The 13,337-nt window shown below is 58.8% G+C and carries 13 protein-coding genes; 9 read left to right on the top strand and 4 right to left on the bottom strand.

Annotation, left to right across the window (positions count from 1 at the left end; genetic code table 11):
• The first annotated feature begins 35 nt into the window (after window positions 1–35).
• Complete coding sequence (locus tag LPB19_RS08295; RefSeq protein ID WP_206645588.1) at window positions 36–2,330, top strand: putative bifunctional diguanylate cyclase/phosphodiesterase; 2,295 nt, start codon at window positions 36–38, stop codon at window positions 2,328–2,330.
• A 68-nt stretch (window positions 2,331–2,398) separates the two neighbouring features.
• A complete protein-coding gene (locus tag LPB19_RS08300; RefSeq protein WP_228289243.1) occupies window positions 2,399–2,899 on the top strand; it encodes a copper chaperone PCu(A)C in 501 nt (166 codons plus the stop codon).
• A gap of 30 nt (window positions 2,900–2,929) precedes the next feature.
• Here the strand turns inward: LPB19_RS08300 and LPB19_RS08305 are convergent, their stop codons facing one another.
• A complete protein-coding gene (locus LPB19_RS08305) occupies window positions 2,930–3,808 on the bottom strand; it encodes a hypothetical protein (protein ID WP_206645589.1) in 879 nt (292 codons plus the stop codon).
• 102 nt (window positions 3,809–3,910) lie between these two features.
• Here LPB19_RS08305 and LPB19_RS08310 point away from each other — a divergent pair, with 102 nt between their 5' ends.
• The 4 genes from LPB19_RS08310 to LPB19_RS08325 all read left to right on the top strand — a co-directional run bounded on the left by LPB19_RS08310 (window position 3,911) and on the right by LPB19_RS08325 (window position 8,020).
• Entirely contained in the window at window positions 3,911–4,591 is a 681-nt protein-coding gene (locus LPB19_RS08310; protein ID WP_206645590.1) for a glutathione S-transferase family protein, read from the top strand.
• Between the two features lie 195 nt (window positions 4,592–4,786).
• Window positions 4,787–5,482 carry an aspartate/glutamate racemase family protein gene (locus LPB19_RS08315; protein ID WP_206645591.1) on the top strand — a complete coding sequence of 232 codons (696 nt, stop codon included), beginning with the start codon at window positions 4,787–4,789 and terminating at the stop codon, window positions 5,480–5,482.
• 224 nt (window positions 5,483–5,706) lie between these two features.
• A complete protein-coding gene (locus tag LPB19_RS08320; protein ID WP_206645592.1) occupies window positions 5,707–6,843 on the top strand; it encodes a hypothetical protein in 1,137 nt (378 codons plus the stop codon).
• A 115-nt stretch (window positions 6,844–6,958) separates the two neighbouring features.
• Window positions 6,959–8,020 carry a hypothetical protein gene (locus LPB19_RS08325; RefSeq protein ID WP_206645593.1) on the top strand — a complete coding sequence of 354 codons (1,062 nt, stop codon included), beginning with the start codon at window positions 6,959–6,961 and terminating at the stop codon, window positions 8,018–8,020.
• Between the two features lie 60 nt (window positions 8,021–8,080).
• Here the strand turns inward: LPB19_RS08325 and LPB19_RS08330 are convergent, their stop codons facing one another.
• Both LPB19_RS08330 and LPB19_RS08335 read right to left on the bottom strand, forming a co-directional pair.
• Window positions 8,081–9,070 carry an SGNH/GDSL hydrolase family protein gene (locus LPB19_RS08330; RefSeq protein WP_206645594.1) on the bottom strand — a complete coding sequence of 330 codons (990 nt, stop codon included), beginning with the start codon at window positions 9,068–9,070 and terminating at the stop codon, window positions 8,081–8,083.
• 196 nt (window positions 9,071–9,266) lie between these two features.
• The gene (locus LPB19_RS08335) at window positions 9,267–10,976 is read right to left on the bottom strand and encodes a hypothetical protein (RefSeq protein ID WP_206645595.1); all 1,710 of its coding nucleotides are present in this window, start codon (window positions 10,974–10,976) and stop codon (window positions 9,267–9,269) included.
• Between the two features lie 189 nt (window positions 10,977–11,165).
• On the opposite strand from LPB19_RS08335, the gene LPB19_RS08340 reads away from it, so the two are divergent.
• From LPB19_RS08340 to LPB19_RS08350, 3 genes are all read left to right on the top strand, one after another.
• Window positions 11,166–11,570, top strand: a complete 405-nt coding sequence (locus tag LPB19_RS08340) for a hypothetical protein (RefSeq protein WP_206645596.1) — start codon at window positions 11,166–11,168, stop codon at window positions 11,568–11,570.
• A 209-nt stretch (window positions 11,571–11,779) separates the two neighbouring features.
• Window positions 11,780–12,172 (top strand): DUF2784 domain-containing protein, encoded by a 393-nt coding sequence (locus LPB19_RS08345; protein WP_206645597.1) that lies wholly within the window; start codon window positions 11,780–11,782, stop codon window positions 12,170–12,172.
• Window positions 12,173–12,190: 18 nt separating this feature from the next.
• The gene (locus LPB19_RS08350; RefSeq protein WP_206645598.1) at window positions 12,191–12,862 is read left to right on the top strand and encodes an SDR family oxidoreductase; all 672 of its coding nucleotides are present in this window, start codon (window positions 12,191–12,193) and stop codon (window positions 12,860–12,862) included.
• Window positions 12,863–12,899: 37 nt separating this feature from the next.
• On the opposite strand, the gene LPB19_RS08355 is transcribed toward LPB19_RS08350, so the two are convergent.
• On the bottom strand, window positions 12,900–13,319 hold the full coding sequence (locus LPB19_RS08355; protein ID WP_206645599.1) for a universal stress protein: 420 nt from the start codon (window positions 13,317–13,319) through the stop codon (window positions 12,900–12,902).
• Window positions 13,320–13,337 lie beyond the last annotated feature (18 nt).

The raw sequence follows: 13,337 nt of genomic DNA on the forward strand, positions 1-13,337 counted from the left end.
TGATTGGTGGACTCGGGAACGGCCCGGGAGTGAGCGTGGCGATACCCAAACGCAATATCTGGAAACTGTTTTTACTGGTCTATGCGGTTGCCTTCGTGTTCCTGCTGGTGCTTCTTTTTGCATCCTGGAAAAACACGGTTTCAGAGTACGAGCGTCGACACGAGTCCCGTGCCGAGCTGTTTGCCCAGGCCGTCGACAGCATTTTTACCACGCAGGAGATGGCACTGGATGTCATCGGCCGTGAACTGATACGGCACGGCGAACTCGAGCGCGAGCCTCACACCATGCCGCTGCTGGACAGCATCGTCGCGTCCAGCGCTTCCCTTGTCGGGCTTGGGCTTGCAAACGTGGACGGTGAGCTGGTGGCGCTGAGCTCCAATCTGGACCCGGAACGGGTACCCAACCTGCGCGAATTCGAGCAAACCCGGGCTGACTTCGAGCGGGCCCTGGACGAGAAAAAAATGGTTCTGGGCCGGACGTATTTCGTCGAGTCCATTCAGGAATGGGTGATTCCCGTTCGCAAAGCCCTGCGGAATCGCGAGGGCGAAGTGCTGGCGGTCATGACCGGCGGCGTGCGGATTGACGGCGAAAGCGGCATTTTCCGGAGCGTGCTGCATGAAGGCGAGAACGACAGCATCATGCTCTTCCGTGAACGTGATGGCTATCTGCAGTATGTCTCCAGGGCCGGGGTTGGACCGGAAATCTATACCACCATCCGCCGTACTCAGGAGGAGGTTCATGGCGACGTCCAGCTGTTAGTCGAGAACAGCGGCAAGTCCATTTCGGAAGTGCGCAGCAGTGGTGACGCGGTCACTTATTTTTCCAGCAGGGATAGTGGTCGTTACATTGGGGCCGCGGTCTTCGAGCCTCGCTTCGAGCTGTGGATTATCTCGGAAACCGAATCTCAGCGTGTCCTTCAGACGTATCTGAACAAATTAATGGTCCACCTGATTCTATTCCTCTGCCTGACGGCACTGCTCTATTACCTGTTCAGCCTGATTGACCGGATTGAGAAGAAGCGGATTGATAGCCTGTTCCGAAGCTCGCGCAGCGACGAACTGACCGGCCTGAAAAACCGGCTGGGGCTGATGGATTCCATCCAGCGGAAAGTGGATGACGAGCGAAGGTTCAGCCTGATACTGGTTGATATCGACAATTTCCGCGGCGTTAACGACCGATTTGGGCAGGAGTTCGGTGACGCGGTGCTGATCGAGATGGCCCGCTGCCTCTGTGAGGCCGCCGGCGAGGGTAACCTGGTCAACCGGCTCAGCGGCGATGAGTTTGCGGTGGTCACAGAACTGACCCGCCCTGACGACCTTGATGCGTTTTGCCGAAACCTGCTGGTGGAAACGGGTCTGCTGATGGCGAAGGGGCGGCTTGAACTTCAGCTGGGTGCCAGTGCCGGGGCCGCGATCTTTCCGGAACATGGTGATTCCTTTGACGCCATTCTTCGCAACGCGCACCTGGCGCTGTACCGGGCCAAGAAGAACCGCAACGATATCTGCCTGTTTCAGCCTGATATTGAATCCAGCTACCTGCGCCGTGTCCATATCGAACAGCGGCTCAGGGGGGCGCTGGAACGAAACGAAATCGTGATGGCGTATCAACCCCAGTTCGATGCCGAAGGCAATGTGCTGGCGGTGGAGGCGCTGGCCCGCTGGCATGATGAGGAGCTGGGTGATGTCCCGCCCAGCGAGTTCGTGGAAGTGGCGGAGTCCTCCGGGCTTATGGTTCAGCTGGGTAACTACATTCTCGACAGGAGCCTGAAGCAGTTCAGCCAGCTGTTGCGGGCGAATCTTCCCGCCTGCGAACTGGCGGTGAATATCTCGGTGCTTCAGTTCATGCAGCCGGATTTTGCCGACACAGTGATGGAAAAGCTCAGGGAACATCAGGTGTCGCCGTCCGATCTGACGCTGGAAATCACCGAGTCGCTGTTTATGTCGCGCCGGAACCAGATACTCCCGGTGTTGAACCGGCTTCGTGCCATGGGCATTCGGTTGGCGATGGATGATTTCGGTACCGGCTATTCGTCTCTGAGTCTGTTAAGGGCCCTGCCCATCGACGAGTTAAAGGTGGACAAAAGCTTTGTTGATCACATCAATGACGACATCAAAGCCTGCAACATGATTGAGAGCATTGTCGCCATCGCGCGCACGCACAGCATGGACCTGGTGGCCGAAGGGGTCGAGCAGAAAGACCAGGCTGACAGGCTGATCGACATGGGGTGCGGGCGCTTACAGGGCTATTACTACAGCCGGCCGGTCAGTATGGACAAGGTGCAGGCCCTGCTTACTTCGTTATCCGATTCCATGAGTGAGCAGCACCGCTAAAAGCTTTGTTCTTTTCAGGCACTTGCATTAGGCTCAGACCAATTCCCGACACCAAGGATTCTGTGCCCGTGACTGCCAAACCCATCGCCGCTGTATTGTTGATGTTGCTTGCCACTTTTGCCCACGCCCATGAGTACCAGGCTGACGCGCTTCGTATCGATCACCCCTGGAGCCGGCCAACACCGCCGGGCACCCCGATAGGGGTGGGTTATCTGGTGATCACCAACACCGGTTCAGCAAACATCACATTGACGGGTGCTGAAACGCCACGGGCGGCGCGTGTTTCCATTCACCAAACCACCATGAAAGACGGCATGATGAAGATGCAGCCGGTTGATGGCGGGCTGGTGATTCCGGCCGGCACGACGGTTGAGCTGAAACCGCACGGTCACCACTTGATGCTGGAACAGCTGAACGCGCCGTTGGCAGAAGGGGAGCGTTTACCGCTGAAACTGCACTTCAAGGGAGCGGACACCATGGACGTCGAGCTGTCCGTGGAATCCCTCGATGAAGAGCCGATGGGCGATAAGCAAAGCATGGATCAGGAGATGGATCACTCCATGCACTGATCCACCCGGTGATCATGGTCGGCGCAGGAATCACTGCGGCCGGATGGTCAGTGACACCAGAGCGTCTTTACAGTCGGACGCGCCGTCGCCACGGGTTTTCATGACGCCGGTGGGTCCATCGGAAGACAGAATACCGCCAAACAGGAAGCCGGCCTCATCGCTGTTGCTGACGTACCCAAAGCTTGTCGTGCCGCGGGGTGCGCCAAATCGACGTTGGCTGACAGCGTCGTCAAAGGACTGGGACAGCAGCACCATGTCGCCTTTGAGGCCATAGACCGATGGAAAGGCGCTGTCTGCGTTCTGGTCACAACCTTCGTGGGACCAGTCCCGCACCGGGTTTCTGGGATCAGCACCGCGAACGGCGGTGAGGATAGCCCAGCCAGGCTGGCCGCCGGCATCCGTGTCCAGGTCGAAGGTGTAGGTGTCAGGCTCGCTGGAGCTTACTTGGCGGATAAACACCACCTGAGCCAGATCACGGCCACGGTATTTATTCTCGAAGCGATAACAGTAGGAGCCCTTGATCTCGGTGCAGTCAGCCACCGTCAGGCAGTCGTAGCCGTTGTTTTCTTTGTAGCATTCGGCGGCCCTCTGCCATCCGTTGACGGCGAACGGCAGGATATCGTCCGTGCGGTGCAGAACGAGTATCAGCAGGTCACCGGTCGTGCTCGCGGAGGGTCGGCGGATGCGGATGTCCTGGCCGTCGCGATCCCAGACTTCGTTGGTACCTATGTGCGCGATACTACCCTCCGGGCAGGAACCATCGTTGACCATACCGCCGGCCATTTCCGACGGCATGGGGTCGCCTGTTTGGCAGGCAGTGCTGGCTTCGGTCGCGACGGCGACTGAAAGCAGAAGGGCCAATAATGAGGTGCAGACATTCAGCCTGAGGGAAGCTTTGCGGTTGAGCACGGGATTCTCCATGAATCGTCTCGTCTCTTGAGTCAAGGGTAGGTGCCGGTATGCGTCCGGGCCTACTATTTACAGCCATCGAACAGGGAAAGGATCACCTTAATGTACACCTTGCACATCGGAAACAAGAATTACTCCTCCTGGTCACTTCGCCCGTGGCTACTGGTGAAAGCGCTGGGCATTCCGTTTGAAGAGGTACTGCACCGGTTTGGCATGGAAGAGGACTGGGCGGAATACCGCAAGCTCAATGCCTCTGGGCTGGTACCGTGCCTGTTTGATGGCGATCTGGTGGTGTGGGATTCGCTGGCCATCATCGAGTATCTTGCCGAAAAACACGAGGGTGTCTGGCCAGCCGATTCACAAGCCCGGGCCTGGGCACGCAGCGCCAGTGCGGAAATGCACTCGGGGTTTGCGGAGCTGCGTAGCAAATGCACCATGACCTGCGGCCAACGGGTTGAGCTGCATGAGGTGACGCCGGCTCTGAGCCGCGATATCGCCAGAATCGATGCGCTCTGGCAGGAGGGGCTGAGCCGGTTTGGCGGCCCGTTCCTGGCTGGCCCGGAGTTTTCGGCGGTGGATGCCTTCTATGCGCCGGTGGTCTTTCGTTTTCAAACCTTTGGTATCTCTGTGAGTCCGCAAGCCACGGCCTACGTTGAGCGAATGCTGGCGCACCCGGCGATGGTCGCCTGGTACGAGGACGCCCTGCAGGAAACCTTCAGGGATGAGCCGCACGAGGCCGAGCTAAATGCCCTCGGCCGGATTACCGCCGACTTTCGCCAATAAGCAGCGGGGGCGATGCCCTGGCCACGTTGCGTCGTCTATGTCTGCGAACGGCGTCGGATTGAAAATACCGAGGTTGTTAACAAGAATATCCAGGTCCCGGATGCCGGGGCCAGGGGTGTGCCGATGGGTATGCGTCTGCCTGCGCAGGTTGTATAACGTGGTGATCCTCGGGTGGATCGAGCATAGGGAGCAGTCATGAAAACCATTGGCCTGATTGGCGGCATGAGCTGGGAAAGCACGGCGAGTTATTACCGGGTGATGAATGAGCTGGTGAAGTCTGCTCTGGGCGGGCTTCACTCCGCCCGCGTGCTGCTGAATAGCCTGGACTTTGCGCCGCTGGAAGTAATGCAGCGCGAGGGAAACTGGGACGGTATCGCAGAGGAACTGGCCCAGGCGGCAGGCCGACTGGAGCAGGGCGGTGCGGATTTTATCCTGATGGGCACCAACACCATGCACCGGGTATTTTCCGAGGTTGAACAGTCGGTTCGGGTGCCCGTGTTGCACATCGCCGATGCCACGGCGGAGGTGCTTCTGGCGGAGGGGGTCCGGCGCGTTGGCCTGCTGGGTACCTCCTTCACCATGGAACAGTCATTCTACAAAGGGCGCCTGGCAGCCCGACACGGGCTCGAGGTTCTCACGCCGGAGCCTGCGGATCGGAAGCTGGTGCACGGGATTATTTTTCAGGAGTTATGCCAGGGCAGGATTCGGGAGGAGTCCCGTCAGCAGTACCTGGGCATTATGGAAAGACTCACTGAGTCCGGTGCCGAGGCCATTGTTCTCGGCTGCACTGAAATCGGTCTGCTGGTTACACCGGACGATACCGACATCCCGCTGTATGACACCGCCAGAATTCATGCCGCCAAGGCGGTGGAGTGGGCTCTGCGATCGTGAGGTCGGTGACAATCAGTCGGCTCAGGCCTTGCTTCCATCACTGTCGGCTCTTTTTATCTTCTTGTTTCTAAACTGAGTTCGGGGAATTTACCTATTTTGACCTTGATGGGTAGGGCGCTTTGCCCTAGCGTCAAACTGCTGTAAGCGCCACACGGAGTCCACCTGCCAGCAGGTGAGATGGCCTGTTGTAAGGGAATACAAAAACAACGAAAAGGCGGACTCCCATGACCAGACGGAAATGGCAATTTCTGGCGACTGCAGTGTGCTCTCTGTGCCTGTTGGTGGCTGCAACGTTTTACTTCGCTGCCGATTCTTCCCCAACGTCCCATCAAACGATGACCGCGCCCACACCGGCCGCTTCCGCTGCGCCCGCCAAAAACCAGCCTGACGCCCCCGCTTCACAGCCGGGCGCGCCGCAAACCGCTGGAACCGACCCTGAGGAAGAGGCCAACCCTTATGAGGATGAGGCCTTGAAAGCCCATCTCATGCAGGTGGCGGATTTGTACGCGCAGAATATGGCTTTCCCGCCGTTTTCCCGGCCCATTCCCAAAGGTGCCGATCTCAACGAATTCCGCGCTGATCGAAGCCCCTCCAGTACCGCGTTGCCGTTCGAGTTGATGAATGACGAAACCGTGCGCCTGAGCATTGATCTGGACAAGTACGTGTACTTCTCCGATGAGCTGATTCCCGTGGCGGTCACGGTGATATCAGACAAGGGCGTGGAAGCCTCCGCCATGACCGTGCGGCTGGCGGACCGTCAGGGCAATGTGTTGATGAGCAAGGAAGTGACCGACTACCGGGGCCAGTGGCTGACGGCGCTGGACACGCGGCGAGTGCGTAATGACGAATGGCCCGAGGAGCTGCAGGTACAGGCGGTGGTGACCGTTTCCGGCGAGCAGTTGTTTGTCTCCACCCCCATTCGCTACCAGTCCGCCGTTGCACGCCTAACCGGGGTTCAGCCCAGCCGGGTCAGCGGGGAGTACCTGGTGATTCCCCTGGATTTCAGTGTGCAGCGCCCCGGTTATTACTTCATCGGCGTCAACCTTTACAGCCAGAGCACCGGTGAACCGCTGGTGCACCTGGAGGCCGAAGGCCCGCTTGGGTCGCCGTCTGCCCAGCTATCGCTGAAAGCCCATATCGCTGCTTTGAAAGTGGCCGGCGATGAGGGGCCTTACTTGTTGAACGATGTTTCGATCACTCGTGCCGCAGAAATCGGGGAGGCATTTGATCTGTATGGAATGCCTGACCGCAGTAGTTTTGCTGTTGAGGGTTTTGAATTTGGGGCGTTCAAGGATGTGCCCTATGAAGATCCGTTGCAGCAGGAGCGCCTGGAATTCCTCAGGTCGCTGGGCCGGCTGTAGAGGCGGTTATTGCTGATTAATCTGTTCCAATAACGCTCATTGGTCCCCAAGGGAAGTGGTAGTGCGCAGGATGCGCGAACAACAAAGCCAATAGTTACCACACAGGGAACCGTTAATGAGAACAATAAAACGACTATGCGTTTTTACCATTTTGCTGGCCATGGCCAGTCTCTCCCAAGCCAAGCTTGCCGGGAAGAACGTTGTACTGGTTCATGGATTTCGCGCCAGTGACATCGAAAACCGGCCCAGCGACAGCAGCTTGCAGTCCTTGGCCAACAGTTACTGGTCGGAATACTGGAACCAGTCCGGACGTGCCGAGAAGGTGCTTTACTGGTCATCCGCCGAGCGGGTTACCGGCGGCATCAAGGACGACATTCGCCGTCAGCTGACCGGCATCGCCAACGCGGGCACCTGCGCTAATGGTTGCGTGTTTGTCACGCACTCCACGGGCGATCTTGTGACGCGCTATGCCATCCGTAACCTTGGGGCCTGGGGGTTGAGCTCCAAGATCAAGGTGCTGGCGGTACTGGATTTTGCTGGCGCAGGTGGTGGTACCGAACTGGCGGATGTGGCCGTTGGAGTGTCTGAAGGCGAAGGCTGGGTGAACAGTGCCCAGCGCTCAGCCATTCGCACCTTCCTGGGCTTTGATCCTCAGAGAGGCCAGCTGGGGGTGCTGTACGACCTGCAGCCCAGCCGGGCCCGGAATCTCGCCACCGCAAACAGCGGTGTGCCCAGAATGCGTTTTGTGGGTACCGGCTGGCAGTACGCGGGTGCCACCAAGCCTTTTCTGTCAGGCATGGATGACAGCGTCGTGCCGTTGCACAGCGCTTGTGGTGCAACCACAGCAGGCGCCTACGACACCTGTGACCGGAACGTTGCCAATAACGGCGAGCTGAAAACCGTGAGCAAGTCGCCGGCCGGTATCTGGTACAACCACTTCCCGGTAATCATGGGCGAGAAAACCAACCACAGTGGCGTGATCAATAATGACACCGGCAGCGAGTTCACCACGGTGAAGAACAACTTCAGCCGCAATGGCATCACTGTGGACTTCCAGACCAAGACCGAGTCCAAGTGGTGGAGTTGGGGCACCAAGGTCCGCTGGGTGCGGTTCAACGGCCAGTGGGGCTCTCGCTACAACCTGTCACGGGTGGTGTATGAAACGCTGAATAACTGATAACAGATGGAGCAAAAAAAAGCGGCGCCCCGGGCGCCGCTTTTTGTTTGCGGGCAATACTCAGTTGGCGAGGGCTTCCAGAACCGCCGCGGCTGCACGCTGATGGGTGACGGCCGTTGGGTGGATCTCATCGAAGAACACAAAGCTGTTGACGTCGCACATCGGGTTGGGGGCACCACCCTGGGTGTTGAGGAAGATGCAGGCGTCTTCGGTATTGGTGTAACCGTACTCAACCGCGTTGGCGATGGTGTCATCGAGGAATCCAAACAGGCTGAATTCGGTTACCTGAACGCCAAGATCGTAGCGGGCGGATTCCGCAATGTAGGCCAGGCCGGTGTTGTAGATCTGAGCGACCAGGCGGCTGATTGACGGAAGCTTCTCAATATACCGGCGCTGATACTTGTTGGTCGCCAGCGGCAGAGCCTGGGCAACCTTGATGTCGGTCAGCGGGGTGGCGCCGACATCCGGAGCGTTGACCAGCAGGAAGTGACGGGCACCGGCGCTGGCGAGCTTGCGGATCTGGCTGTCTACCGAACGGGCGGCTTCATCCAGGCGTTCCAGAGCCTTGGCCGGGCCGTTGAAGCCTTCGGTGAGCAAGAGGTCCTGAATGTCGAACAGATCGTTACCACCAATGAACACCACATACAGAGCATCACTTGGTGCGTAATTGCCGTTCAGGGCGAGGAACAGGTTCACCTGGGTGGGCAGGTTGATATCAAAGGTGCTTTCGTCGCCATCTTCGTCAATGGCAATTGCGCCAGCAACGGCGTAGTTGTTGCCGTATTGTCCGCCAACTGCTGCAGGTGGCAGCAGATGGAACGAGGGCTTGAGGCTCAGGCCCAGCTGCGCGGCGACCAGTTCCATCGCGACCGGGCCATTGGTGAAGCGCTCCGGAAGGGTGGGTGATTGCAGGAAGGCTTTCAGGTTGCCGTTATCCGACAGGCTGTCGCCAAATACAAAGATCTGGCTGTATTGGGCATGGGCACTGCCGCTGAGCACGAAAAACCACAGGATGGCAGCATACGTCAGGCGTTCAATGGCCGTTTTCATGAATCGTGTCCTTTTATTGTGAACGGTCTTAGAGGTTGGTCCCGCTGGGCGGGACGGCCCTGTTGATTGCTAGGGCGCAATGCCAGTGTCTGGTCTGGGAGCCGCAACGGCACTGGGAAAACCGGTCAAAAAAGGGCAAAAACAGGTCAAATTCAACGGGCGCTGTGATCCTGTTCACGGTGCGCCAGGCGGTTGCTCAGTTCAGGTTGTGCTCGACTCTGGCGATCAGGCGTTCCAGTTCGGAGCGCTCCTGCGGGGCGAGTGGGCACTGGGCAATGACGTGGTTGGCGGTTCGAACCACCAGCCGCCATCGTGGGTTTCGGGGCAGGGTGCGTTCGTTCAGGTATTTGTCGAGTGTGCGGGTTTTCGGGGTGCTGCCGTCCAGGTACACGCGCCAGCAACCGCTGTCTTCAGCCAACTGGATTTTGCTTTTGCCACTGTGTCGTTCCCACAGGTTGAGCGACCTGCGCAGCAGCTCCACGAGCACCGCCCGGGTATCCTCTGGCGTGTTCGATGGTGCTTTTCGGGCGGCGGCGCCGGGCGCGACCGACGAGCGGGCGTCTGCTGCCGGAGTGGTATCGCGTTGCGGCTGTTCCGGATGTTGTCCGGCCAGGGCGCTGGTCTGAAGTGCCGGGCGGGGCAGCACTGGATCGAGCCATGACATGACGTTTCCGGACGGCAAACGCGATGGGCGCAGCGCAGCATCCTGCAAACGCCAGAGGTAAACCACCTGGAACACGACAAACAGAATCAGGCTCCAGTGCATGACCGGGCGATTATGGATCTGCCAGTGGTTCATGATCAGATCCAGAGGAAGCGTCAGGGTCAGTACGGCCATGCTGAGGTAAAACCACGGCCAGCCGGGGCCCAGTTCACGCAGGCGGGGCAGGTAGACTGCGATAAACCAGCCGCAAAGCGCCAGTGCGCCCCACTTGAAGGGCGTAACCGTCTGTGTGGCCAGGTGGGTTGGTAGTGCGATGGTAAACAAGGCCAGCACGCCGCAGCACAGAAGGGTCACTCTTGGCAGGGCCCGGTGCATATGTCCGGCGTACAGCAGGAACAGGTAGCCGGTAAAGGCGGAGACACCAAAATACAGCAACACGTGTTCCAGCTTCTGCAACCATTGCCACGACAGCCAGTCCACCCGGTACAGAATCCGTTCGCCCACCAGCAAGGCCCGGGTGCCAATCACAATGCTGAATAACCCGAGCAGCGGCGCGGCCCTGGCCCCGTTGCCCCTGAGCCGCAGGGCCAGCAGAACCAGCCCGATGGTGATCAGGGAACTGCTCAGAAACAGGTCGAAAACCAGCGGCCAGTCTTTGAGCCAGAGATACCCGCTTTCGTCCGTGATCTGCACGCTTCGGCGGATGCCGCCCTGTTTGTAATGGTGATTGGACAGGTGGATGACGATATCCAGAAGCCCTTCGCCGGTTTCCAGTGGGACCACACGGGGCAGAAACTGGGGGATTTCCTGTTCTTTCGTGCGCGCAGGTCGCCCCACGGCGGTGAGGAGTTCACCATTGACGAACAGCCGGTAGGCCGCGGGAATATCCGATACAGCGAGGTAAAGCGTTTGGTCAGGTGGCACCTGGACCCGTGTGTGCAGAGTGCCGAAGCCGAAGGTTTCCTGATTCAGAGGGGGCTCATTCCAGAACCCCGGTACCGCAAAATCAGTGGGTCTTGCCTGCGGATCACGGTGCGGGGCCGACGGATCAATAAAGGCTCCCCGCGAGAACTGCCAGTGGCCATCCAGGGTATGCACCTCGCCCGCACCCCAGCGCTTGTCACGGAGGTCAAAATCCGGCGCGGGTTCGGCTCCTGAAACCTGCGCCACGCCCGTGGCCAGCACCAGAAGGCATGTGCACACCGCGGCCGAAAGTAAACGCCGGCGGTTGATTCTGCGCATTCGATCCATCGTTATTGTTGGTGTTGAATCCTTAATTGTCCGACAAAAATAGTGAAAACTGCACAACCGTTCCATGGCGTGGCTCACGGTCTGAGTGATTGGCAGGCAAGCGTGACTCGTCGCCGCCATTTTCCGGCGGTTCGAGGTACACTGCCTGACGGTTACCTCAGGAAATCAAAGGGAGTTTGGATGGAGCCGTTAACCGGGCGCAGTCTCTGGGAACTGATCAAACATCTCCGGCATTGGCTGGCGAATCTCAACCGGGCGGGTGAGCAACGGAAGCAGCAGTCGGTGGATGCGCTGAGATCTGTGATCGTCGCGTCCCGAAGCACCGCAACCTACCTGCGTCAGGTTCGTGAAACCGGCCAACCGTCCCATGACACCGAGGCCAGGCTGTCGGAACAGTGGACCCGCCTCGGATTCGAGTTGCGCGACCTTGGGCTGATCAAGCTGGCCAAGCGGTGCGATATTTCCGGCCGCTACTGGGCCGATGCTTCCCAGTTTGAACCGGACTTTATCGAGAAGGCCGACATCAGCCTGGAGCGGATGGAGCAATTGGCCCGTTCCCTTGAAGCCGAGATTTCCCACCGCTGACGCAGCCCCTGCCCGGATATCCCCTGACAGCCGCCGGCGGCGCAATCCGGTCATCAACTACACTTGGGTGTGTCGGGACAGGTTCAGGCCTGTGACCGGTCGCCAGCGTTCGTATCTGTTGGCCAACGTACGCATTTCGGTGAGGGCGGGGGTATCCGATGCCTGACAATCGTCCGATCCCTTATTGACCCGACGCGGGTGTGGTTGAGATGGTAACTGAGCAGTTTTACCTGATTCTGGCGGATGCGCTGCTGGTGTTGCATGTGTTGTTCGTGGCGTTTGTTGTGCTCGGACTGGTGCTGATTCTGCTTGGTGGTGCGCTTCGTTGGCACTGGGTACGAAACGTCTGGTTTCGACGGGCCCATCTTGTCGCCATCGGCGTGGTAGTGCTGCAGTCCTGGCTTGGTGTTATCTGCCCGCTGACCACCTGGGAAATGGCTCTGCGCCGGAAGGCGGGGGCCGCCACCTACGACGGCTCGTTCGTCCAGCATTGGCTGCACGCCATTCTTTATTACGATGCGCCAGAGTGGGTGTTCATCGTCGTCTATTCACTGTTCGGGGCGCTGGTTCTGGCCAGCTGGTTTCTGGTTCGGCCCCGCTGAAAACGGAAGGAGGTTGTTGTGTCCGAGAACAAAACAGTCGTGATTACAGGGGCCAATCGGGGGATTGGTTTGGAGCTGGCGCGGCATTACGCAGGTGCCGGCTGCGCCGTGATCGGCGTTTGCCGGTCGCCATCGGATGAGCTTTCGGAGGTTGCCGATCGAGTGATCGATGGCGTGGATGTAACCACCGAAAACGGCATCAATACACTGAAGACCGCGCTCGAAGGTGAGCAGATTGATTTGCTGATCAACAACGCGGGCTTGTTGCAGGATGAGCAGCTCGGCAGCATCGATTTCGACTCCATTCGAACCCAGATGGAAATCAATGCCTACGCACCGCTTCGGGTTGCACAAGCCCTGGTTTCCCAGATCCCTTCCGGCGGCAAAATCGCCAACATCACCAGCCGTATGGGCTCCATCGCCGACAACGATTCGGGCGGCCGCTACGGCTACCGGGCGTCCAAGGCGGCGCTGAACGCCTTTGGGAAGTCCCTGGCGGTCGATCTGAAACCGAAGGGCATCGCTGTCGCACAGCTGCACCCGGGCTATGTGAAGACCCGGATGGTGAACTTCGGTGGTTTGATTACGCCAGAAGAGGCGGCTAAAGGTCTGGCCGAGCGCATCGGACAGCTGGACCTGGAAAATTCCGGCTCATTCTGGCACAGCAACGGTGAGGAGCTGCCCTGGTAATCGCTACCAGGGCCGGTTTAAAGCCGAATAGGTGCCTTCAGCGTACGACAAATACCGAGACGTCCGTATGCTTGACCAGATTAGCGGCATTGGAATGCAGCACGTGTAGACGATCACCAGGGCCCGGCGGGTGGGAGGCCATCACCACCAGGTCGACACCGGTGTCCTTCACAGCCTGGTGCAGTTTTTTGTCCAGCTCCACCGCGGTGTCTGGTGTCGTGATCACCATGCTGCTGGTCCGAACGCCATGGGACTTGCCCTGTTCTTCGGCAAATTCTTCCATTTTTTCGGCCAGCTCCTCGGGATTGTGCGCGACAGCCGAGGGCGTTGTGTTGGTAATGGAGAGGTAACAAAGCGCCGCGTTGTAGTGCTTGGCGATATCAATGGCTGTGCTCAGAGCTTTGGATAGCTTGTCCAAGTGTTCCAGATCCACTGGTACCAGTATCTTGCTGTACATGAGCTCCCCCGCGTGATC

Origin of the sequence: Marinobacter salinisoli (genome assembly GCF_017301335.1) — a bacterium.
GTDB lineage: Bacteria > Pseudomonadota > Gammaproteobacteria > Pseudomonadales > Oleiphilaceae > Marinobacter > Marinobacter salinisoli.